The following is a 26,058-nucleotide window of genomic DNA, read 5'->3' on the forward strand; positions in this document are numbered from 1 at the left end:
TCCGTACTCAGGCCGTTTCGGAAATCGTTCAGAGTTCGCCGTCGCCCAGCGCCAGTTCGATGAGGTTGTCGACGTCCATCGACTCGATGGATCGCGTCGCCTCGTCGGCGTCCGTACCGGCGGCGGGGGCGGGGGCAAGGGCCGGGTCGGCGGGGTTGCTGTCGGCCGCCAGGCGCAGCAGGGCGTCCAGCAGCCCCGCCTCGCGCAGGCGGGCGAGCGGCAGGGCGGCGAGGGCCTGCCGCACCCGTTCGTCGTCGCTCCCGCCGGCACCGGAGCCGTCGCCGCCGTTCTCCACGAGCAGGTCGGCAAGCAGCTGTTCGGTCAGGGCCAGCGGTGTCGGGTAGTCGAAGACCATGGTCATCGGGAGCTTCAGGCCGGTGACCGTGCCGAGCCGGTTGCGCAGTTCGACCGCCGTGAGCGAATCGAAGCCCAGCTCCCGGAACGCCCTGTCCGGCTCGACGGCGGCGGCCCCGGCGGCCCCCGTGTAGCCGAGCACGGCGGCCGCCTCGGCCCGCACGAGCTCGAGCAGGGCCTCGCGCCGGTCGTCCCGCGCGAGCCCGGCCAGACGCCGCGTCAGCTCCAGGACGCCGTCACCCGGCGCCTCGTCGTCACGGCCGGCCCCGGAGGCCAGCGCCGTACGCACCTCGGGCAGGTCGCCGAGCAGCGGGCTGGGACGGCCGATGGTGAACGACGGCGCGAACCGCGACCAGTCCACGTCCGCCACGACCACGGCCGTGTCGCCCCGGTCCATCGCGTTCTGCAGCGCGCCGACGGCCAGCTCGGGCGGCAGCGAGGGCAGGCCGCGCCGGCGCAGGTGCTCCTCCGCCCCGCCGTCGGCCGCCATGCCGCCCTCGGCCCACGGGCCCCAGGCGACGGCCGTCGCGGCCAGGCCGCGGGCCCGCCGCCGCTGCGCCAGCGAGTCGAGGAACGCGTTGGCCGCCGAGTACGCGGCCTGGCTGCCGCTGCCCCACACCCCGGACACCGACGAGAAGAGGACGAAGGCGTCCAGCGGCCGGTCGCCCAGCAGCTCGTCCAGGTGCACCGCGCCCGCGACCTTGGCCGACAAGACGGCGGCCAGCTCCGCCGTACCCGTGTCCATGATGGTCGCGAACTGCGGAAGCCCCGCCGCGTGGACGACCGCCGTCAGCCCGGGGCCGGTCTCCTCGAGCGAGCCGAGCAGCCCGGCGACCGCGCTCCTGTCGGCCACGTCGCACGCCACGACGGCGACCTCGGCCCCCAGGCCCTCGAGCTCCGCACGCAGTTCCGCCGCCCCCTCGGCGGCCTCGCCGCGCCGGCTGGTGAGCACCAGGCGCTCGGCGCCGTTACGGGCCAGCCAGCGGGCGGCATGGCCGCCCAGCGAGCCCGTACCGCCTGTGATCAGTACGGTCCCGCGCGGCCGCCACCCGCCGCCGGCGGCGGCCGCCGTGCCGCGCGGTGCCCGCGCCAGCCGCCGTACGAGCACTCCCGAGCCGCGCACGGCGAGCTGGTCCTCGGCGGCACCTATTTCGGTATGGGCATCGGCATCGGCATCGGCGAGCACGTCGACCAGGCGGTTCAGGGCGCGCTCGTCCGGCACCCCGGGCAGGTCGATCAGTCCGCCCCAGCGCTGGGGCACTTCCAGCGCGGCCGCCCGGCCCATGCCCCAGACGAGACCCTGCAGCGGATTCTCGACGGGGTTCGAGCGGCCGGTCGACACGGCGCCGCGCGTGACGCACCACAGCGGGGCGGCCATGTCGAGGTCGCCCAGGGCCTGTACGAGCGCCATGGTCGCGGCCAGGCTCGCGGGCAGTCCGTCGTGGTCCGGGTGCGTCCCCTCGGCCAGCGCCAGGAGGGACACCACACCGACCAAGGCCGTACCGCCCGGCACCGCCTCGCGCAGCAGTTCCGCCACGGCCTCGCGGCCGCCGCCGGGCCCGCCGACGACCACGGGCGCGAGGGCGTCGGCACCCCGGTCGCCGAGGACACGGACGACGTCACGCGCCTCCTCCGACGCGCTGTCGGGGGCCACGACCAGCCATGTGCCCGGGAGCACGGCGCCGGAGGCGAGTTCGGTCAGCGGCTTCCAGACGGGCTGGTAGCGCCAGCCGTCGAGCGTGGACCTCGTCCGGCTCTCGCGCCGCCACGCCGACAGCGCGGCGAACACCGAATCGGCGGACGCCTCGGCGTCGACACCGAGGCGCTCGGCCAGCGCCCCGTGCCGCCCGTTCTCCACGGTCTCCCAGAACTCCGCCTCGGCGGCGTCGCCGGGCGCGCCCGACTGCCCGGTCGCGACGGCCTGAGTGGGACGTGTGTTCTCGAGCCAGTAGTGCTGCCGCTGGAAGGGATACGTCGGCAGATCGACAAAACGAGCGCCGGTCCCGGCGAAGACCGTGCTCCAGTCGACGGGGACGCCCAGGACGTGAAGCCGGGCCAACGCCGTGGTGACGGACAGGCCTTCGGGGCGGTCGGCGCGCAGGGCCGCGACAGCCTCGGCCGTCTCCACGTTCTGCTGCGCCATCGCGGTCAGCACACCGCCCGGACCGACCTCGAGAAAGACCGTCGCGCCTGCGACGTCCAGCGCACGGACCGCGTCGGAGAAACGGACCGTTTGCCGCACATGCCGCACCCAGTACTCCGGGTCACTCAGCTCGTCGGCCGTGACCAGCCGCCCGGTCAGAGCGGACACGAAGGGGACGACCGGGGCGGAGTACGTCACGCTCTCGGCGACCTTTCGGAACGCCGCCAGCATCGGATCCATCAACGGCGAATGGAAAGCATGCGACACCGACAACCGCTTCGTCCGCCGACCGTCAGCGGCCAGCAAACCACCCACCTCGATGACGTCGTCCTCAGCACCTGAGACGACCACAGAGGACGGGCCATTGACCGCAGCGATCCCGAGCGCATCCTCACGCCCCTCCAGCAACGGAAGCACCTCGGCCTCCGACGCCTCCACCGCCAACATCAACCCACCCACAGGCAACGCCTGCATCAACCGACCACGCGCCGCCACAAGCACAGCCGCATCGGCAAGAGACAACACCCCGGCCACATGCGCGGCAGCCAACTCACCCACCGAATGCCCGGCCAGGAAATCCGGCCGCACACCCCACGATTCCACCAGCCGGAACAACGCCACCTCGACCGCGAACAACGCCGGCTGAGTGAACCCCGTCTGATCCAGCAGCTCGCCATCGTCACCGAACACCACATCCCGCAACGGACGCTCAAGGTGCGCGTCCATGTGCGCGCACACCTCATCAAAGGCATCAGCGAACACTGGGAACGCGGCATACAACACCCGTCCCATCCCCAACCGCTGACTCCCCTGCCCCGAGAACAGGAACGCCGTCCGTGTCGTCGATGCCACGGCGACACCTCGTACGAGGTCCGGTGACGACTCACCGCGTGCCAGGGCGTCCAGCCCGGCGAGCAGGGTGGCGCCGTCCTGTCCGACGACCACGGCCCGGTGCTCCATGGCCGTACGGCTGACGGCGAGGGAGAGGGCGACGTCGTGGGGTCGCCGGTCCGCCACGTGGGCGAGGAGGTTGCGGGCCTGTTCGCGCAGGGCGGCCTCGTCCTTGCCGGACACGGTCCACGCGGTGCAGCGCTCCGAATCGCCCGCGTCCGCTTGCGCTTCCGCTTCCGTCGGCGCCGGTTCCTCGACGGGTGCCTCTTCGATGATGGTGTGGGCGTTGGTGCCGCTCACGCCGAAGGACGATACGGCCGCCCGGCGCGGCTGCCCGTCCGTAGCGGTCCACTCGACCGGCTCGGACAGCAGGCGCACGGCCCCGGCCGACCAGTCGACGTGGGGCGTCGGCTCGTCGACGTGCAGGGTCCTGGGCAGGAGGCCGTGGTGCAGGGCCAGCACGGTCTTGATCACGCTCGCCACGCCGGAGGCCGCCTGGGTGTGGCCGATGTTCGACTTCATCGAACCCAGCCACAGGGGCCGGTCCTCCGGGCGCTCCTGCCCGTACGTGGCCAGCAGGGCCTGTGCCTCGATCGGGTCGCCCAGCGCGGTGCCGGTGCCGTGGGCCTCGACGGTGTCGATGTCGGCGGCGGTCAGACCGGCGTTGGCGAGGGCCTGGCGGATGACGCGTTGCTGGGCGGGGCCGTTGGGGGCGGTAAGGCCGTTGGAGGCGCCGTCCTGGTTGACGGCGCTGCCGCGTACGACCGCGAGGACGGGGTGCCCGTTGCGTCGGGCGTCGGAGAGCCGCTCGACGAGCAGCATGCCGACGCCCTCGCCCCAGCCCGTGCCGTCGGCGGCCGCCGCGAACGGCTTGCAGCGGCCGTCGGCGGCGAGTCCGCGCTGGCGGCTGAACTCGACGAAGGCGTTGGGGCCTGCCATCACGGTCGCGCCGCCGACGAGGGCCATCTCGCATTCGCCCTGCCGCAGCGCCTGGGTGGCCAGGTGCAGCGCGACCAGCGACGACGAGCATGCCGTGTCCACGGTCACCGCCGGGCCCTCGAGCCCGAAGGTGTAGGCGATGCGGCCGGACATGACGCTTCCGGAGCTGCCGGTGAGCAGGTGCCCCTCGACTCCCTCGGGCAGTTCGCCGAGCCCGGCGCCGTAGCCCTGGTAGCCCGAGCCGATGAACACGCCCGTCCGCGATCCCTTGATGGTGGCGGGTGCGAGCCGGGCGCGCTCGAGGGCCTCCCAGGCGGTCTCCAGCAGCAGCCGCTGCTGCGGGTCCATGGCCAGCGCCTCGCGCGGCGAGATGCCGAAGAACCTGGGGTCGAAGTGGCCCGCGTCGTGCAGGAAGCCGCCTTCGTCGACGTACGTGGTGCCCGGCCGCTCGGGGTCCGGGTCGTACAGCGCCTCCAGGTCCCAGCCGCGGTCGGCCGGGAACGCGGAGACGGCGTCCACGTCGTCGGCGAGCAGCCGCCACAGTTCCTCCGGCGACCGTACTCCGCCGGGGAAGCGGCAGCTCATGGCGACGATGGCGATGGGCTCGTCGGCGGCGGAACGGGCGGCCACGGCTTCGGCTTCGGCTTCGCCCGTCCGCGTGGCCCGGCCCGACACCTCGGTGGAGAGGAAGGCGGCGAGGTGGGCCGCGCTGGGGTGGTCGAAGACCAAGGTCGTCGGCAGTCGCAGCCCGGTGGCCGCGTTGAGCCGGTTGCGCAGTTCGACACCGGTGAGGGAGTCGAATCCCAGGTCCTTGAAGGCCCGTTCCGGGGCGACCGCCTCGGGGCCCGCGTGGCCGAGCGCCATGGCGGCCTCGGTACGGACGAGGTCGAGCAGCACCCGGTCCCGCTCGGCCGGCGCCAGCCCGGCCAGCCGCTCGCCGAGGGCGGAGGTGGTGGTCGCGGCGTCGGGGGTGCCGGCCAGGGCTTCCCGTACCTCCGGCAGATCGCCGAAGAGCGGGCTGGGCCGGGCGACGGTGAAGGCGGGTGCGAACCGCTCCCACAGCACGTCGGCCACGACCACGGCGGTCTCGTCGAGGTCCAGCGCCCGCTGGAGGGCGGCCGTCGCCGTCTCCGGGGACATCGCGGGCAGCCCGCGCCGGCGCAGATGCGACCGCGCCTCCTCGTCCCCGGCCATTCCGCCGTCGGCCCACGGCCCCCAGGCCACGGCCGTGCCCGCCAGCCCCCGGGCGCGCCGGCGTTCGGCCAGGCCGTCGAGGAAGGCGTTGGCGGCGGAGTAGGCGGCCTGGTTGCCGCTGCCCCACACGCCGGCGACGGACGAGAAGAGCACGAAGGCGTCCAGCGGCCGGTCGCCCAGCAGTTCGTCCAGGTGGGTCGCGCCCGCGACCTTCGCCGACACCACGTCGGCGAGGTCGGCGAGCCTCGTGTCGGCGAGGGGGGAGAACTGCGGCATTCCGGCGGCGTGCACCACCGCCGTCAGCGGCTCTTCGTCCTCCTCCAGCGTCCTGAGCAGAGCCGCCACGGCCTTCCGGTCGGCGGCGTCGCAGGCGACGAGCGTCACGCGGGCGCCCAGGTCCCGCAGGTCGGCGGCGAGTTCCTCGGCGCCGGGGGCCTCGGGTCCACGGCGGCCGGTGAGCACGAGGTGGCCGGCCCCGGCGCGGGCGAGGTGACGGGCCACGTGGGCGCCGAGGGCGCCCGTACCGCCGGTGATCAGCATGGTGCCGCGCGGCCGCCACGCCCGCTCGGCGGGCACGGCGCCGAAGGGCGCCCGGGTCAGCCGGCGTACGAACACCCCGGACGGCCGCACGGCGAGCTGGTCCTCATCGCCCGCCGCGCCGCCCAGCACGGCCGCGAGACGGCGCGCCGAACGCTCGTCCAGCACTTCCGGCAGGTCGACCAGCCCGCCCCAGCGCTGCGCGTGTTCCAGCGCGGCCGCCCTGCCCAGGCCCCAGACCATCCCCTGGTACGGGCTCCGTGCGGCGTCCGAGCGCCCGACCGAGACCGCCCCGCTCGTGGCGCACCACAGCGGCGCGTCCACCCCCGCCTCGCCCAGCGCCTGAACGAGCACGGTGGTGAGGGCGAGGCCCAGGGGCAGGGACGTGTGCAGCGGGTGCGGGTCCTCGGCCCGGCCGAGCAGCGAAAGGACGTGCTCCGGTGCCGCCCAGCGGATGCGCTCGGCCAGCTCGGAGCGGTCGTCGTCGGCGCCTACGGTCAGCCGCATGACGTCGGCGCCATGGGCGGACAGGACGCGCTCGACCGCGTCGGCGGCCGGGGATTCCTCCTCGTCCGTGGTGACGAGCAGCCAGGTGCCCCGCGGCCCGGCCGCCTCCCGCAGGGCGGTCAGCGGCTTCCAGGTGACCCGGTAGCGCAGGCTGTCGACGGCGGACTGCTTCCGCTGCCGGCGACGCCAGTCCGACAGCGCCGGCAGCACGGAGCTGAGCGGCGCCGCCTCGTCGACGGCCAGTTCCTCGGTGAGGGCGGCCAGGTCCTGCCGCTCCACGGACTCCCAGAAACTCCTCTCCGACGGATCCTGGGCATCCCCGGCGAGGACGGCGGGTTCGCCGGAGGACGGCAGCAGCCAGTAGGGCTGGTGCCGGAAGGCGTACGTGGGCAGGTCGACGCGGCGAGCGCCCCGGCCGGCGAAGACGGCCGACCAGTCGATCGCCGTGCCGTGCACGTGCAGCCGGGCCACGGCCGTGGTGACGGCGACGTCCTCCGGACGGTCCGTGCGCAAGGCGGGGACGGCCGTCACGCTCGGCTCGTCGACGATGTCCTGGACCAGAGCGGCGAGAACACCCCCCGGCCCGACCTCGAGGAAGGCGGTCACACCTTCGGCGGCCAGCGCCTCGACCGCGTCGGCGAAGCGGACCGCATGACGGACGTGCCGCACCCAGTACTCGGGGTCGCGCAGCTCGTCGCCGGTGACCAGTCGGCCGGTGAGGGTGGAGACGATCGGGATGGCCGGGGCGGCGAAGGTCACGCCTTCGGCGACCGTCCGGAAGTCGGCGAGCATCGGGTCCATCAGCGGCGAGTGGAAGGCGTGCGAGACCGACAGCGCCTTCGTCTTACGGCCCTGAGCGGCAAGCTTGCCGACGATCTCCGTAACAGCCGCCTCGGCACCGGACAGGACCACGGCCTGCGGACCGTTGACAGCGGCGATCCCCGCCTGGTCCTCGTAGCCGGCGAGCAGCGGAAGGACCTCGTCCTCCGACGCCTGCACCGCCACCATCACACCGCCGGCAGGCAGCGCCTGCATCAACCGGCCACGCGCCGCTACGAGCGCGGCCGCATCGGCCAGGGACAGCACCCCGGCGACGTGCGCGGCGGCCAGCTCCCCGATCGAGTGCCCGGTGAGGAAGTCGGGCCGTACGCCCCAGGACTCGAGGAGACGGAACAATGCCACCTCAACGGCGAACAGTGCCGGCTGAGTGAAACCGGTCTGATTCAGCAGCTCGCCATCGTCACCGAACACGACCTCCCGCAGCGGACGCTCGAGATGCGCGTCCAACTCGCCACACACCGCGTCGAACGCCTCGGCGAAGACAGGGAACGTGGCATGCAGCTCCCGCCCCATCCCCACCCGCTGGCTCCCCTGCCCCGAGAACAACAGGCCGGCCTTGCCGTCCCTCGCGCCATCGCCACCGGCGTCGCCCCGGGCGGCCAGCGCCTCCAGCCCCCGCACCAGCTCCTCACGGTCCGAGCCCACCGCGAACCCGCGATACGGCAACGCACCCCGCGTCGTCGCCAACGACAACGCAACATCCACCACATCAAGACCGGGATCAGCTTCCACGAACGACAACAACCGCTCCGCCTGCCCCCGCAGCCCCTCCGCGTCCTTGCCCGACACCAACCACGGCACAGCAACGCCACCGCCCGCACCGCGATCGTCACGCGCGTCGTCGGCCCGCGTCTCCTCCGGCGCCTGCTCGACGATGACGTGCGCGTTCGTTCCACTCACGCCGAACGACGACACACCCGCCCGACGCGGACGCCCGTCACCGTCCACCGCCCACTCGACCGGCTCGGTCAGCAGCCGCACCTCACCCGCCGACCAATCCACGTGCGGCGACGGCTCGTCCACGTGCAGCGTCTTCGGCAGGACGCCGTGCCGCATCGCCTGGACCATCTTGATGATGCCCGCGACGCCCGCCGCTGCCTGCGTGTGCCCGAGGTTCGACTTGACGGTCCCCAGCCACAGCGGGCGACCGGAAGACCGCCCGTGCCCGTAGGCCTCGAGCAGTGCCTGGGCTTCGATCGGGTCGCCGAGCATCGTTCCCGTGCCGTGCGCCTCGACCGCGTCGACGTCGGCGGCGGTCAGCCCCGCCGATGCCAGGGCCTGCCGGATCACCCGCTGCTGGGCGGGGCCGTTCGGGGCTGTCAGGCCGTTCGAGGCGCCGTCCTGGTTGACGGCGCTGCCGCGTACGACCGCCAGCACCTGGTGCCCGTTGCGCCGGGCGTCCGACAGCCGCTCCACGAGCAGCATGCCGACGCCCTCCGCGAGGCCGGTGCCGTCGGCGGCGGCCGAGAAGGCGCGGCAGCGGCCGTCCTGCGACAGGCCGCGCTGGCGGCTGAAGCCGATGAGGGCTCCGGGTGTCGACATGACGGTCACGCCGCCGGCCAGGGCCAGTTCGCACTCGCCCTGCCGCAGCGCCTGCATCGCCAGATGGAGCGCGACCAGCGACGACGAGCATGCCGTGTCCACCGTCACCGCCGGGCCCTCCAGCCCGAACGTGTAGGACAGCCGGCCGGAGACGACGGATGCCGAGTTGGCGGTGAGCAGATGTCCTTCCATGCCCTCCGCGGCGCCGGCAGTGAGGCCGACGGCGTAGTCCTGGCCGTTGGTGCCGGCGAAGACGCCGGTGCGGGAGCCGCGCAGCGTCGCCGGGTCGATGCCGGCCCGTTCAAAGGCCTCCCAGGTGACCTCGAGCAGCAGTCGTTGCTGCGGGTCCATGGCCAGTGCTTCGCGCGGCGAGATGCCGAAGAAGTCCGGGTCGAAGTCGCCGGCGTCGTGGAGGAAGCCGCCTTCGCGGGTGTAGACGGTGCCGGGGGCGTCGGGGTCGGCGTGGTAGAGGGCGTCGAGGTCCCAGCCGCGGCCGGCCGGGAAGCCGGTGATGGCGTCGCCGCCGCTCGCGACGAGGTCCCACAGGTCCTCCGGGCTGCGGACGTCTCCGGGGAAGCGGCAGCTCATGCCGACGATGGCGATGGGCTCGTCGTGCCCGGCGGGCCGCCCGAGGGTGGCAGGCGGGGCCTCGGTGACCAGGGTGACGCGTCCGGCGCCGCCCGTGACCTGGTCCGAGAGGTGGGCGGCCAGGGCGGCGGGGGTGGGGTGGTCGAAGACGACGGTCGCGGGCAGCCTGGTGCCCACCGCCGTGCCGAGGCGGTTGCGGAGCTCCATGGCCGCCAGGGAGTCGAAGCCCAGTTCGCGGAAGGCGCGTCCGGGGTCGACGGCCGCCGGTTCGGCGTGGCCGAGCACGCCCGCGACCTGGGTGCGGACGAGCTTGAGGAGGGCCTTGCGGCGTTCCGCCGGAGGCAGCCCGGCCAGCCGCCGGGCCTCCTGCGGGGTCTCGTCGGCGGCCGCCGCTTCGGCGGCCCGGCGCAGCGGGGTCCTGACGAGTCCGCGCAGCAGGGCGGGTACCGTGCCGCCGGCCGTGTGCCGACGCATGGCGGCCGGGTCCAGGCGTACGGGCGCGAGCACCGGGTCCTCGAGGGCGCGCGCGAGGTCGAGGAGGCGCAGGCCCTCGTCGGCGGTCAGCGGTATGAGCCCGGCGCGGGTCATCCGCCGCAGGTCGCTCGTCCCGAGGCGCGTCTGCTCGCCGCGCTCGTCCCACACGCCCCAGGCGAGCGAGGAGGCCGGGAGCCCGCTCGCCTTTCGGTGCTCGGCGAGGGCGTCGAGGAAGGCGTTGCCCGCCGCGTACGCGGCCTGGCCCGCGCCGCCGAGCGTGCCGGCGAAGGAGGAGAAGAGGACGAACGCGGCGAGGTGGTCCATGTCCCGCGTCAGTTCGTGGAGGTTCAGCGCCGCGTCGACCTTGGGGCGCAGCACCTGGTCGAGTTCGTCGGGGGCGAGGGAGGCGACGAGGCCTCCCGCGACGACGGCCGCGGCGTGGACGACGGCGGTGAGCGGGTGCTCCGCCGGTATGCCGGCGAGGAGTCCGGCCAAGGCCTCGCGGTCGGCGGCGTCGCAGGCGGCGATGGTGACGGTTTCGGCGCCGAGGGCGGTCGTCAGGTGCTCGCGGAGTTCGTCGGCGCCTTCGGTCGCGGGGCCGCGGCGGCTGGTGAGGACGATGTGGCGGATGCCGTGGGTGGTGACGAAGTGTTCGGCGACGAGCCGGCCCAGGGCGCCGGTGCCGCCGGTGATCAGCACGGTGCCGTGCGGATCGAAGGCCCGGGCCGGGGCCTGTTCCAAGGCTTGGTCTTGGGCCTGGGGAGCGTGCCCGGCGGCGGGCACTCGGGCGAGCCTCGGTACGGACATCCGCCCGGCCCGCAGCGCGAACTGGGGCTCGCCGGTGGCCAGTGCGGCCGGCAGCAGGGCGTGGGAGTCCGCGTCGTCGTCGAGGTCCGCCAGGACCAGCCGGTCGGCGTGCTCGGACTGTGCCGAGCGGACCAGTCCCCACACCGGCGCGTGGGCGAGGCCGGCCAGAGCGTCGTCGCCGTCGTCCGCCGCGACCGCGCCCCGCGTGAGCAGGACCAGCCGGGAGGCCGCGCAGCGTTCGTCGGCGAGCCAGGAGCGGACGAGGCCGAGGGTTTCGCGGGCGAGGGCCCGTACGGCCTCGGGGTCGCCGCCGTCGGCGCTGGGCACGGCGGCGACCACCACGTCGGGTACGGGTTCGTCCGCCGGCACGGGGAGGGCGGGGAGGAGGCCGGGCCGCAGGGCGCGCAGCGCCTCGGGGACGTCGTCGCCGAGAACCGCCCATCGTCCGCCCGGGGTCCGGGAGTTCACGGGCAGGGGTAGCGGCGTCCAGTCCACCCGGTACAGCGCGTCGTGGTGGTCCGCGCGTGGGGAGCGGAGCTGCTCCTCGTCCACGGTGCGGAAGCTCAGCGTGCCGACGGAGGCCACGGCCCGGCCCGTCGCGTCGGCGGCGGTCACGGACACCGCGCCGGGGCCCGCCGGGCTGATGCGTACGCGCAGCTCCGAGGCGCCGGTGGCGTGCAGGCGCACGTTCTCCCAGGAGAAGGCGAGCCGTCCGCCGTCGGTGTCCCCGAGCGGGCCGAAGCCGACGGCGTGCAGCGCGGCGTCCAGCAGTGCGGGGTGGAGGCCGAAGCGGGCGGCGTCGGTCCGGGCGTCCGGGGCGGCCGTGGGCAGGGCGACCTCGGCGTACACCTCGTCGCCGTGCCGCCAGGCGGCCCGCAGGCCCTGGAAGGCGGGCCCGTAGCCGAACGACCGCTCGGCGAGCAGGTCGTAGAAGCCGTCGAGGTCGACGGCCGTGGTGCCCGCGCCGGCCGGAGGCCAGGCGGTGAGGTCCTCGGCCGCGTCCGTCTCCGCGGGGCCGCCCGTGGCCAGTGCGCCGGTGCCGTGGCAGGTCCAGCCGTCGTCGTCGGCGGCTGCGTCGTCGGGCCGCGAGTAGATGCCGAAGGTCCTGCGGCCGGAGTCGTCGGCCTGGCCGACGGAGACCTGGACGACCACTCCGGCGCCGTGCTCGGGGAGCAGCAGCGGTGCCTGGAGGGTGAGTTCCTCGAGCCGGTCGCAGCCGGCGTGGTCGCCGGCGCGGAGGGCGAGCTCGACGAAGGCCGTGCCCGGCAGCAGGACGTTGCCCATCACGACGTGGTCGGCGAGCCAGGGGTGGGTGTGGGTGGACAGCCGTCCGGTGAGCAGCAGGCCGTCGGAGTCGGCGAGGGTGACGACGGCGCCCAGCAGCGGGTGGTCGGCCGGCCCCAGGCCGAGGCCGGTGGCGTCGCCGGCGGGGTGGGGGGCGTCGAGCCAGTAGCGCTGGTGCCGGAAGGCGTAGGTGGGCAGGGGGACGGTACGGGCGCCCGTACCGCCGAGGAGCGTGTGCCAGTCGAGGGCGACGCCGTGGGTGTGGGCCTCGGCGGCCGAGCGCAGGAACCGGCCCGGGCCTCCTTCGTCGCGGCGCAGCGTGCCCAGCGCGACGGCCGTGGCGCCCATGTCGTCGAGGGTCTCCTGCATCCCCATGGTGAGCACGGGGTGGGCGCTGACCTCGACGAGCGCGCTGTGCCCGTCGGCGACCAGGGCCCGGGTGGCCTGCTCGAAGTACACGGTCTGCCGCAGGCTGCGGTACCAGTACTCGGCGTCGAGCCGTGCGGTGTCCAGCGGCTGCCCGGTGACGGTGGAGTAGAACGGCACGTCGGACGAGCGCGGCGAGATGTCGGCGAGGGCGACCAGGACGCGCTCGCGGACCGACTCGACCTGGGCGGAGTGGGAGGCGTAGTCGACGGCGATGACGCGGGCCCTGATGTCGTCGGCGGCGAGCGTGTCGCGCAGTTCGGCCAGGGCGTCGGGGTCGCCGGACAGGACGATGGAGGTGGGGCTGTTGACGGCTGCCACGGACAGCCGGTCGCCCCACGGCTCCATGCGCGGGGAGAGCCGGTCCAGGGGCAGGCCCACGGACATCATGCCGCCGCGCCCGGAGAGCGCGGTCAGGGCCTGGCTGCGCAGCGCCACGACCTTCGCCGCGTCCTCCAGCGACAGCGCTCCCACCACGCACGCGGCGGCGATCTCGCCCTGGCTGTGCCCGGCCACGGCGGCCGGCCGCACGCCGTACGAGCGCCACAGCTCGGCCAGCGAGACCATCACCGCCCACAGCACCGGCTGGACGACGTCGACCCGGTCGAGCCCGGGCGCGCCGGGAGCCGCGCGCAGGACGTCCTCCAGCGACCAGTCGACGTGCGGTGCCAGCGCGTCCGCGCACTGCTGGATGCGCTCGCGGAAGACGGGCGAGGAGTCGAGGAGTCCGAGCGCCATGCCGGGCCACTGGGAGCCCTGCCCGGGGAAGACGAAGGCGACCTGGCGGGCGTGTTCGGCGGTGCCGCGCACCACGGTGGCGGGGTCGGGCTCGCCGGCGGCGAGCGTGGCCAGGGAGGCCTCGAGCCCGGCCCGGTCGGCGGCCAGGAGGACGGCGCGGTGGGCGAAGGCGGTGCGGGTGGTGGCGAGCGAGCGGGCGATGTCGGCGGCGTCGAGGCCGGGGTGTGCGGCGAGGTACGAACTCAGGCGCGCCGCCTGGGCGGTGAGGGCGGCCTCGCCCTTGCCCGACAGGGCCCAGGGGATGAGGGGCAGGGGCGTTCCGGCGGCCTCTTCGCCGGGGCTGTCGACGCGGGCCTCCGCCGGCGTGGACTCCTCGATCTGTTCGGTGCTCTCGATCTGCTCCGCCTGCGCGGTCTCCTCCGCCTGTTCGATGAGTACGTGCGCGTTGGTGCCGCTGACGCCGAAGGCGGACACGCCCGCGCGCCGGGGCCGGCCGGTCTCGGGCCAGGCGGTCTGCCGTGTCAGCAGGGACACCGCCCCGGCCGACCAGTCGACGTGCGGTGTCGGCTCATCGACGTGGAGGGTGCGGGGCAGCACGCCGTTCCGCAGGGCCTGGACCATCTTGATGACGCCGGCGACGCCGGCGGCGGCCTGGGTGTGCCCGAGGTTCGACTTGACCGAGCCGAGCCACAGCGGCCGGTCGGCGGGGCGCTCCTGCCCGTAGGCGGCCAGCAGGGCGTCGGCCTCGATGGGGTCGCCGAGGGCGGTGCCGGTGCCGTGGGCCTCGACCGCGTCGATGTCGGACGGGGACAGCCTGGCGTTGGCCAGGGCCTGGTGGATGACGCGCTGCTGGGAGGGTCCGTTGGGGGCGGTCAGGCCGTTGCTCGCGCCGTCCTGGTTGACCGCGCTGCCCCGTACGACCGCCAGGACGGGGTGGCCGTTGCGCCGCGCGTCGGAGAGCCGCTCCACGAGCAGCACGCCGACGCCCTCGGACCAGCCGGTGCCGTCCGCCGAGGAGGAGAACGCCCGGCACCGCCCGTCCGGGGACAGTCCGCGCTGGCGGCTGAACTCCACGAACGTCGTCGGCCCGGCCATCACCGTCACGCCGCCGGCCAGCGCCAGCTCGCACTCCCCCTGCCGCAGCGCCTGCACGGCCAGGTGCAGCGCGACCAGCGACGACGAGCATGCCGTGTCGATCGTCACCGCCGGGCCCTCCAGGCCCAGCGTGTAGGCGATGCGGCCCGAGACGACGCTTCCGGAGTTGCCGGTGCTGACGTATCCCTCGATGCCCTCGGGTATGCCGGGGAGCCGGGAGACGTAGTCGTGGTACATGACGCCCGCGAACACGCCGGTGCGGCTGCCGCGCAGCGACGCCGGGTCGATCTCGGCGCGCTCGACGGCTTCCCACGAGGCCTCCAGCAGCAAGCGCTGCTGGGGGTCCATGGCCAGCGCCTCGCGGGGGCCGATGCCGAAGAACGCCGCGTCGAAGTCGCCCGCGTCGTGGAGGAAGCCGCCCCCTCGCGCGTACGTCGTTCCCGGGGTCTCGGGGTCGGGGTCGTAGAGCGCCTCGAGGTCCCAGCCGCGGTCGGACGGGAACGCGGAGATCGCGTCGCGGCCTTCCGTGACGAGGCTCCACAGCTCCTCGGGGGAGCTGACGCCGCCGGGGAAGCGGCAGCTCATGCCCACGACGGCGATGGGCTCGTGGTTCTTGCTCTCCACCTCGCGCAGGCGCTGACGCGCATGGCGCAGATCGACAGTGGCACGCTTGAGGTAGTCCCGGAGCTTGTTCGCGTCAGTCGTCATCTGAATTCTGTTCCTCAATGCCAAGGGAATTCGTGCTGTCGATCGGTGGTCATTCGGTGGTGCCGAGCTCGTTGTCGAGGAGCTCGAAGAGCTCCTCGTCGGTGGCGTCCTCGACCGCGGCCGCGTCCGATTCCGCGCCGGAGGACGCGGTGCCGGCGGAGCCGGGGCCGGCGTCGGTGGCGGTGCCCGTACCGCCGTGGTCGCGGCTCGCGTCGTTCCACTTCGCGAGCAGGACTTCGAGGCGCAGGGCGACCGTGGCGCGCAGCCCCTTGTCACCCCTATCGCTCTTGTCACCCTTGTCACCCTTGTCGCCCTGCTCATGCCGCGAGTTCATGAGCGCGGCTTCGAGCCGGTCGATCTCGGCGAGGAGGGAGGGGGCGCCGGCGTCCGCGCCGTCGGCCGGCAGTTCGGCGTCGAGGCGCTCGGCGAGGGCCGTGGGCGTCGGGTAGTCGAACAACAGGCCTGCCGGCAGGCGCAGTCCGGTGGCGGCCCCGAGGCGGTTGCGCAGCTCGACCGCCGTCAGCGAGTCGAAGCCGAGGTCGCGGAACGCCTGCCCGGCGCCGACCGCCTCGGACGAGGCGTGCCCCAGCACGGCGGCGACCTCGCCCCGGACCATGGCCAGCAGGATCCTGCGGCGCTTCTCCCCCGACGCGCCCGCCAGCTGCCGCTCGAGCGAGGAGGAGGCGGGCAGCGCCTCGGCCGCCGCCCTGCGGGCGGGGGCCGGCACCAGGGCGAACAGGAGAGCGGGCAGGGGCGACGCCGCCGCCCGGGCGCGCAGCGCGGCGAGGTTCAGCCGGACCGGTACGTACACGCCGCCGTCCGCCGCGGCCGCCGCGTCGAAGAGCGCGAGCCCCTCGTCGGCCGGCAGCGGGGCGACGCCGCCGCGCGCCATGCGCGCGAGCGCCTCGGTGTCGGCCTCGCCCAGCATCCCCTCGGCACCGGTCGCCCAGGGCCCCCAGGCGAGCGAGGTGCCCGCCTGCCCAGCAGCTCGGCGTCGTTGCGCCAAGGCGTCCAGATAGGCGTTGGCGGCGGCGTAGTTGGCCTGACCGGCGTTGCCGAAGGTACCGGCGAGGGAGGAGAACAGGACGAAGAGGGAGAGGCGGGCATGACGGGTGAGCTCGTCCAGGTGGCGGGCGGCGTCCGCCTTGGGCCGGAAGACCCGGTCCAGCCGCTCGGGCGTCAGCGCGTCGACGAGCCCGTCGTCCAGGACGCCGGCCGCGTGCACCACGCCCGTCAGCGGATGCTCGGCCGGTACGGCCTCCAGCAGGGCGGCGAGCGCGTCCCGGTCTGCGGCGTCGCAGGCCACCGTCGTCACCCGGGCGCCCAGCGCCGACAGTTCGGCCTCGAACGCGCCCGCCCCCTCGGCGTCCGGCCCCCGCCTGCTGGTGAGCAGCAGGTGCCGCGCGCCGTGGACGGACACCAGATGCCGCGCGACGAGCCGGCCCAGGGCGCCGGTCGCGCCGGTCACCAGAACGGTGCCCTCCGGGTCGAGCGGCAAGGGCGCGGGAGACGACGCGTCGGCGCCCGCCCGGGCAAGCCGCGGCACGAACAGCCGGTCGCCACGGAGCGCCACCTGCGGCTCCCCGGCGGCCAGCGCCGCCGACAGGCCGGTGGCGGGATCGGCACCCTCGCCCACGTCGACCAGGACGAAACGGTCCGGGTGCTCGGACTGCGCCGAACGCACCAGGCCCCACACGGCGGCCATCTCGGGATCCACCGCCGCGGCATCGGCGACGCCCGTCGCGACGGCGTTACGGGTGACCACGACGAGGCGGGCGTCATCGCCCACGGTGCCGGCGGCAGCGGACTCCGCCTCCGCCAGCACATCCTGGACGAGGGCCAGCGCACGCGCCACGGGCCGCGCGCCCGCGGCGGGCGCAGGCCGCGGCTCTAGGCCCCGGGCGCGCAGGGCGTCGACGAGCGCGGTGTCGGGCATGGGGTGGTCGTCGAGGCCGCTTTCGCCTGCGCCGAGGTACGCCCACTGGCCTGGGGCCGGCCCGGCGGGAGCCGGGTGCGCCGGCACGGAAGTCCAGTCGACGCGGTAGAGCGACTCCTGGCGGCCGCCGCGCGCGGCGGCGAGCTGCTCGGCCGAGACCGGGCGCAGCACGAGCGAACCGACCGATGCCACGGGCTGCCCGGTGACGTCCGCGACCTGCAGCGACACGGCGTCCGCCCCGTCCGCCGCCAGCCTGACGCGCAGGGCGGTGGCGCCGGTGGCGTACACCCGCACGCCGTGCCACGAGAACGGCACCCGCGCCTGACCGGTGTCGGCCAACAGCCCGCCGAACGCTACGACATGAAGCGCCGCGTCGAGCAGTGCCGGGTGGACGCCGAAGCCGGCGACGTCGACCGGGCCGGTGACCGAAGAGGTGCCGGTGACGGACTCGGGCAGGGCCAGCTCCGCGAAGAGCACGTCCCCCTGGCGCCAGGCCGCCCGTACGCCCCGGAAGACGGGCCCGTAGTCCAGGCCGAGTCCGGACATGCGCTCGTAGAGCTCCTCGACAGCCTCCTCCGTCAGCGGAATCGCGCCGGCCGGCGGCCACTGCGCGAGGTCGTCGGACGATTCGCCGGAAGCGGAGGGCGGCGTGGCGGAGACCGTACCCATGGCGTGCGCGGTCCACAGCTCGCCCACTGCCGCGCCCTCCCGACGGGAGTACACCGTCACCGCACGACGGCCGTCGTCGTCGGCACCGGCGACGAGCACCTGGAGCTGCACCCCGGTGTCCTCCGGGAGTACGAGCGGTGCCCGCAGCGTCAACTCGTCCAGGTGGTCGCAACCGACCTGCCCCCCGGCGTGCAGCGCGAGGTCCACCAGGGCTGTGCCGGGCAGCAGGACGCTGCCCAGGACCACATGCTCGGCCAGCCACGGGTGCGTGGCCGCCGACAGGCGCCCGGTGAACAGCACACCCTCGCCATCGGCCAGGCCGACCGCCGCGCCGAGAAGCGCGTGACCGGCAGCCGCCAGACCCGCCGACGCCATGTCGCTGATGACGGGACGTGCGTTCTCGAGCCAGTAGCGCTGCCGCTGGAAGGGATAGGTCGGCAGATCGACAAAACGAGCGCCGGTCCCGGCGAAGACCGTGCTCCAGTCGACGGGGACGCCCAGGACGTGAAGCCGGGCCAACGCCGTGGTGACGGACAGGCCTTCGGGGCGGTCGGCGCGCAGGGCCGCGACAGCCTCGGCCGTCTCCACGTTCTGCTGCGCCATCGCGGTCAGCACACCGCCCGGACCGACCTCGAGAAAGACCGTCGCGCCTGCCGCATCCAGCGCACGGACCGCGTCGGAGAAACGGACCGTTTGCCGCACATGCCGCACCCAGTACTCCGGGTCACTCAGCTCGTCGGCCGTGACCAGCCGCCCGGTCAGAGCGGACACGAAGGGGACGACCGGGGCGGAGTACGTCACGCTCTCGGCGACCTTTCGGAACGCCGCCAGCATCGGATCCATCAACGGCGAATGGAAAGCATGCGACACCGACAACCGCTTCGTCCGCCGACCGTCAGCGGCCAGCAAACCACCCACCTCGATGACGTCGTCCTCAGCACCTGAGACGACCACAGAGGACGGGCCATTGACCGCAGCGATCCCGAGCGCATCCTCACGCCCCTCCAGCAACGGAAGCACCTCGGCCTCCGACGCCTCCACCGCCAACATCAACCCACCCACAGGCAACGCCTGCATCAACCGACCACGCGCCGCCACAAGCACAGCCGCATCGGCAAGAGACAACACCCCGGCCACATGCGCGGCAGCCAACTCACCCACCGAATGCCCGGCCAGGAAGTCCGGCCGCACACCCCACGATTCCACCAGCCGGAACAACGCCACCTCGACCGCGAACAACGCCGGCTGAGTGAACCCCGTCTGATCCAGCAGCTCGCCATCGTCACCGAACACCACATCCCGCAACGGACGCTCAAGATGCGCATCAAGCTCCGCACACACCGCATCAAAGGCATCAGCGAACACTGGGAACGCGGCATACAACACCCGTCCCATCCCCAACCGCTGGCTCCCCTGCCCCGAGAACAGGAACGCGGTCTTCCCGCCCTCTGCGGGCCCGTCGTGCGTGACGGTCGCCGTGGACGGCTCGCCGTTCGCCAGAGCGCTCAGGCCCGCCAGCAGCTCGGCGCGGTCGGTCGCCACGACCGCCGACCGGTGTTCCAGGGCGGCCCGGCCGGTGGCCAGCGAGTACGCCACGTCCTCGGCGGCGAGTTCCTCGTGGGACCGTACGTGGGCGAGGAGGCGTGCGGCCTGGTCGCGCAGGGCTTCGGGGGACTTCGCGGACAGCAGCCATGCGGCCGCCTCGCCCGAGGGGGCGGTGGTACGGGCGGCCTCGGTGTTCTCCGGCTGCTCCGGCGCCTGTTCGATGATGACGTGGGCGTTGGTGCCGCTGAAGCCGAAGGAGGAGACGCCCGCGCGTCGCGGATGCCCGTTCTCGGCCCACTCGACGGGTTCCGTGAGCAGGCGTACGGTGCCCGTCGACCAGTCGATGTGCGGCGAGGGCTCGTCGGCGTGCAACGTCCTGGGCAGCACGCCGTGCCGTATCGCCTCGACCATCTTGATGATGCCGCCGACGCCGGCCGCCGCCTGCGTGTGCCCCAGGTTCGACTTGAGCGAGCCAAGCCACAGCGGCCGGTCCTCCGGCCGCTGCCGCCCGTACGTGGCCAGCAGCGCGGAGGCCTCGATGGGGTCGCCCAGGGTGGTGCCCGTGCCGTGCGCCTCGACCGCGTCGACGTCGGCGACGGTCAGTCCGGCGTTGGCGAGGGCCTGCTGGATGACGCGCTCTTGCGACGGGCCGTTGGGGGCGGTGAGGCCGTTCGACGCGCCGTCCTGGTTGACCGCGCTGCCGCGTACGACCGCCAGCACGGGGTGGCCGTTGCGCCGTGCATCCGACAGCCGCTCCACGAGCAGCATGCCCGCACCCTCGGACCAGCCCGTGCCGTCGGCCGCGGCGGAGAACGCCTTGCAGCGGCCGTCGGCGGCCAGCCCGCGCTGGCGGCTGAACTCCACGAAGGCGCCCGGGCCCGCCATCACGGTCACACCGCCGGCCAACGCCAGCTCGCACTCCCCCTGGCGCAGCGCCTGCGCCGCCAGGTGCAGCGCGACCAGCGACGACGAGCATGCCGTGTCCACCGTCACCGCCGGACCCTCGAGCCCGAACGTGTAGGACAGCCGGCCCGAGATGACGCTGCCGGAGTTGCCCGTACCGAGAAAGCCCTCGACGCCCTCGGGAACGGCCTGCAGGGAGGAGGCGTACTCGTGGTACATCACCCCGGCGAAGACGCCGGTTCGCGAGCCGCGCAGCGTCGCCGGGTCGATGCCGGCGCGCTCGAAGGCCTCCCACGACGTCTCGAGCAGCAGCCGCTGCTGCGGGTCCATCGCCAGGGCCTCGCGCGGCGAGATGCCGAAGAAGGCCGCGTCGAAGTCACCGGCGTCGTAGAGGAAGCCGCCCTTGTGGGTGTTGCTTGTGCCGGCCTTGCCGGAAGCCTCTTCGGACCCACCGGCATCTTCCGCCCCTTGCGCCAGCAGATCGAGGTCCCAGCCCCGGTCGACGGGGAAGTCGGAGATGGCGTCGGTTCCGGAGGTGAGCAGCTGCCACAGTTCCTCGGGGGTCCGTACGCCGCCCGGATAGCGGCAGCTCATGCCGACGATGGCGATGGGCTCGTCGCTGACGCGAGCGACAGCGGCGTGCGGGGCGCGGGCTGCGCTGTCGCGCCGCGAGCCGGTGAGTTCGGCGCGCAGATGGCGGGCGAGGGCGTCGGGGGTCGGGTGGTCGAAGACGAGGCCGGCCGGCAGCCGCACGCCGGTGGCGGAGCCGAGGCGGTTGCGCAGTTCGACGGCGGTCAGGGAGTCGAGGCCCAGCTCGCGGAAGGGCTGCGTCGCCTTGACGGATTCGGGGCGCCCGTGTCCGAGGACGGCGGCCGCGTGCGTACGGACCAGGTCCACGAGCAGCTCGTGGCGGCGTTCCTCCGGGAATCCGTCCAGCTGTCGCACCAGCTCCGCGACCGCACCGCCGCCCGCAGCCGCCACCGCTGTCGTCGCCGCTTCGGCGCGGCGTACGGGCGCGGGGAGCAGGCCCGAGAGCAGGGGCGGAAGCTCGCCGGAGCGCCCTTGCTCGCGTAAAGCCCGCATGTCCCACTGCACGGGGACGAGCACGGCCTCGCCCGGCACGCGGAGGGCACTGTCGAGGAGGGCCAGGCCGGTCGCGGATTCCAGGGCCCGCATGCCCGAGCGGGTGATGCGGTGCTGGTCGGCGGTCCGCAGCGCACTGGTCAGCGCGCTCGTCTCGGACCACAGACCCCACGCCAGCGACACCGCCGCAAGACCCTCCCCGCGCCTCTGCTCGGCCAAAGCATCCAGGAAAGCGTTCGCGGCCGCGTAATTGCCCTGCCCCGCACTACCGAACACACCGGCAGCCGAGGAGAACAGCACGAAGGCCGACAGGTTCATGTCCCGCGTCAGCTCATGCAGATGAAGCGCAGCAACAGCCTTCGGAGCGAAGACACGCTCCAACCGCCCGGCGTCCAGAGCCGGAATGATTCCGTCATCGGTCACACCCGCCGCATGCACCACACCCCGCAACGGACGCCCCGCCGGAATCCCCGCCAGCACACCCGCCAACGCCACCCGATCAGCGACATCGCAGGCCGTGACCGTGATCTGCGCCCCGTGGCCCGACAGCTCGTCGGCGAGATCGGCCATCCCCTCGGCGTCGAGGCCACGGCGGCTGAGGAGCAGCAGATGCCGGACGCCGTGGGCGGTCACCAGATGCCGGGCCACCAAACGACCCAGCACACCGGAAGCACCCGTCACCAACACCGTGCCATCGGCATCGAAAACAGGCTCATCATCCGGCGCGGACTCCGGAACCTCGGCACGCACGAGACGAGGCACGAACACCTCACCACCACGCACCACCACCTGCGGCTCACCCACACTCAACGCGGCGGAAAGCGACGCCTCCTCGTCATCCTCATCGACATCCACCAGCACGAACCGGCCCGGATTCTCCGACTGCGCCGACCGCACCAGACCCCACACAGCCGCCTGCCACGGATCCACACCAGCCGACGCACCCACCACGGCACCACGCGTCACCACAACCAGACGCGAACCCGGCCCCCCAGCCGCCTCACCCGCCAACCACTCCTGCACCAGCCCCAACACCCGATACACACCAGCATCAGCGGCATCAGCATCACCAGCACGCACAACCACCACATCAGCCGGCGAAGCGTCACCACCGGACACCGGACGCCGCACCCACTCCACCCGGTACAGCGACTCCTGCCCACCGCCCCCGGCCCCTGCCTCCGCCAGTCGTCCGGCGCTCACCGGCCGCAGCGTCAGCGACTCGACGGTGAGGACCCGGCCGCCGGCGGCGTCCGTGACGAGCAGCGATACGGAGTCCGTTCCGGCCTGTGACAGGCGTACTCGTAGGGCGTTCGCGCCGGTGGCGTGCAGTTCGACGCCGTCCCAGGCGAACGGGATCCGGGCCCGGCCGGGGTCCTCGACGAAGTTCCCGAGGCCGACGGCGTGCAGGGCGGCGTCCAGCAGGGCCGGGTGGACGCCGTAGCCCGCGGCGGCGACGCCTTCCGGCAGCGCGATCTCGGCGAGGACCTCCTCGCCGAGCCGCCACGCGGCCCGTACGCCCCGGAACACGGGCCCGTACTCCAGGCCCAGGCCGGCCATCCGCTCGTACAGCGCGTCGGTGTCGACGGGGACGGCGCCGGGCGGCGGCCACTCCGTCGCCGGCTCGAACGGCGTGGTCCGGCTCGTGGTGACCGTACCCGTGGCGTGGCATGTCCAGGGGGTGTCCTCCGCGGCCTCGTCCGGCCGCGAGTACAGGCGTACCGCGCGGCGGCCGGCGTCGTCGCCGTCCACGACGACCTGGAGCCGGACGCCGCCGTCGCCATGGGCGGGCAGGACGAGCGGCGTGGACAGGGTGAGTTCTTCGAGGTGGTGGCAGCCCACCTGGTCGCCCGCCCTGATCGCCAGCTCGACGAGGGCCGTGCCGGGGACCAGTGTGGCGCCCATGACGGTGTGGTCCGCGAGCCAGGGGTGGGTGGCCGTGGAGAGCCGGCCGGTGAGCAACAGTCCGTCGTCGGCGAGGGTGACGACGGCGCCGAGCAGCGGGTGGTCGGCGGTGCCGAGGCCGGCGTGGCCGAGGTCGCCGATGGCGGGTCGCGTCTCGAGCCAGTAGCGGTCGCGCTGGAAGGCGTACGTGGGGAGGTCGACGCGGCGGGCGCCACGGTCGGCGAAGACGGCCGGCCAGTCGAGGGCGACGCCGTGGACGTGCAGCCGGGCCACGGCCGTCGTGACGGCGGCGTCCTCCGGACGATCCGCACGCAGGGCCGGGACGGCCACCACACCCGCGTCGTCGTCCACAACGCCCTGGACCAGGGCCGCCAGAACGCCACCCGGGCCGACCTCGACGAACGCGCTCACGCCTTCCGCGGCCAGCGTCTCGACGGCGTCCGCGAACCGCACCGCATGCCGCACATGCCGCACCCAGTACTCCGGGTCGCGCAGCTCCTCCGCCGACACCACCCGGCCCGTCAGCGTGGAGACGATCGGGACCGACGGCGCGGCGAACGTCATCCGTTCCACCACGGCGCGGAAGTCGGCCAGCATCGGCTCCATCAGCGGCGAGTGGAAGGCGTGCGACACCGACAGCGCCTTCGTCTTACGACCCTGGGCCGCGAGCCGCGCCACCACCGGCGCGACAGCGTCCTCCGCGCCCGAAATCACCACCGACGTGGGACCGTTGACCGCCGCGACACCCGCCCGGTCCTCGGAGCCCGCGAGCAGCGGCAGCACCTCGTCCTCGGACGCCTCCACCGCCACCATCACACCGCCGGCCGGCAGCTCCTGCATCAGACGACCACGAGCCGCCACCAGCGCCGCCGCATCGGCCAGCGACAACACACCCGCCACATGCGCGGCGGCCAGCTCGCCCACCGAATGCCCGGCCAGGAAGTCCGGCCGTACGCCCCAGGACTCCACCAGTCGGAACAGCGCCACCTCGACGGCGAACAACGCCGGCTGCGCGAATTCCGTACGGTCCAGCAGCCCGTCGGCGCCCTCGTCCAGCATCGCGTCCCGCAGCGACCACTCGAGGTGGACGCCGAATTCCGCGCACACCGCGTCGAATGCCTTGGCGAAGGCGGGGAAGGACGCGTACAGCTCCCGGCCCATGCCCGCGCGCTGGCTTCCCTGTCCCGAGAACAGCATCGCCACCGTCTGCCGAGGAGCCACCGGGCCCTCGATCACACCGGCCGCCGCCCCGTCGCCTCGGGTCAGCGCCTCGAGGCCGCGCAGGAGTTCCGCCCGGTCCGAGGCCACCACGGCGGCGCGGTGGTCGAGCGCCGCGCGTGAGGTGGCCGATGAGAGGCCGAGGTCGGCCACGGAGTACCGGGGGTGATCGGTGACGTGGGTGAGCAGGCGGGCGGCCTGGTCGCGCAGGGCGGCCGCGTCCGTGGCCGAGAGCACGACGGGCGTGGGCAGGGGGGTGGCCTCGGAGGGTTCCTCGTCGGCCGGTTCGGGCTCGGGGGCCTCTTCGATGATCGTGTGGGCGTTGGTGCCGCTGAAGCCGAAGGAGGATATGCCGGCCCGGCGCGGACGGCCGTCGGCGTCCGCCGGCCACTCGACGGGCTCGGTCAGCAGCCGCACCTCGCCCGCCGACCAGTCCACGTGCGGCGACGGCTCGTCCACGTGCAGCGTCTTCGGCAGGACGCCGTGCCGCATCGCCTGCACCATCTTGATGATGCCGCCCACACCGGCCGCGGCCTGCGTGTGCCCGACGTTCGACTTCAGCGACCCCAGCCACAGAGGACGGTCGGCGGTGCGCCCGCGCCCGTACGTGGCCAGGAGGGCCTGGGCCTCGATCGGGTCGCCCAGCGTCGTGCCCGTGCCGTGCGCCTCGACGACGTCCACGTCGGCGGCCGACAGCCCCGCCGACTCCAGCGCCTGCCGGATGACGCGCTGCTGCGAGGGGCCGTTGGGGGCGGTCAGGCCGTTCGACGCGCCGTCCTGGTTGATGGCGCTCCCCCGGACCACGGCCAGCACCTCGTGCCCCTTGCGCCGCGCGTCCGACAGCCGCTCCACGAGCAGTACGCCCACGCCCTCGGCCCAGCCCGTGCCGTCGGCCGCGGCCGCGAAGGGCTTGCAGCGGCCGTCGGCGGCGAGGCCCCGCTGGCGGCTGAAGTCCACGAACGCCGTGGGGTTGGACATGGCCGTGACGCCGCCGGCCAGAGCGAGGTCGCACTCTCCCTGCCGCAGCGCCTGCACCGCCAGGTGCAGGGCGACCAGCGACGACGAGCACGCCGTGTCGATCGTCACCGCCGGGCCCTCGAGCCCGAAGGTGTAGGCCACCCGGCCGGAGACGACGCTGGCCGCGCTGCCCGTACCGATGTAGCCCTCGACGTCCTCGACGGCATGCTGCAGCACGGAGGAGTGATCGTGGTACATGACGCCGGCGAACACGCCGGTGCGGCTGCCCCTCAGGGAGGTGGGGTCCATGCCGGCCCGCTCGAACGCCTCCCAGCAGCTTTCCAGCAACAGCCGCTGCTGCGGGTCCATGGTCAGCGCCTCACGCGGCGATATCGCGAAGAGCCCGGCGTCGAACAGGCCGATGTCGTCGAGGAATCCGCCTTCGCGCACGTGACTGGTGCCGCGGGTCTCCGGGTCCGGGTCGTAGAGCGCGTCCAGGTCCCAGCCGCGGTCGGCGGGGAATCCCGTGATGGCGTCCCCGCCGTTCTCGAGCAGGCGCCACAGGTCTTCGGGAGACGTGACGCCGCCCGGGTACCGGCAGCTCATGGCCACGATGGCGATCGGCTCCTGCCGTGCGGCGTCGAGCTCCTGGAGACGCTCGCGGGCCTCGTGCAGGTCCGCCGTGACGCGCCGGAGGAAGTAGCGCAGCTTGTCTTCGTTGTTCACCTGAGGGTCGTTCACCTGAGGTCACCTCTTGCGGAAGGCCCGGGAGCGG

At 74.0% G+C, this 26,058-nt stretch carries 2 protein-coding genes; both read right to left on the bottom strand.

The window, feature by feature from the left end; translation table 11 throughout:
- Positions 1-28 precede the first annotated feature (28 nt).
- Positions 29-15,091: a type I polyketide synthase gene (locus J1792_RS25675; RefSeq protein ID WP_372446175.1), complete on the bottom strand. Its 15,063-nt coding sequence runs from the start codon at positions 15,089-15,091 to the stop codon at positions 29-31.
- A 25-nt stretch (positions 15,092-15,116) separates the two neighbouring features.
- Entirely contained in the window at positions 15,117-26,009 is a 10,893-nt protein-coding gene (locus J1792_RS25680) for a type I polyketide synthase (protein ID WP_207248467.1), read from the bottom strand.
- Positions 26,010-26,058 lie beyond the last annotated feature (49 nt).

It is taken from the genome of Streptomyces triculaminicus (genome assembly GCF_017349075.1).
Classification (GTDB): domain Bacteria; phylum Actinomycetota; class Actinomycetes; order Streptomycetales; family Streptomycetaceae; genus Streptomyces; species Streptomyces triculaminicus.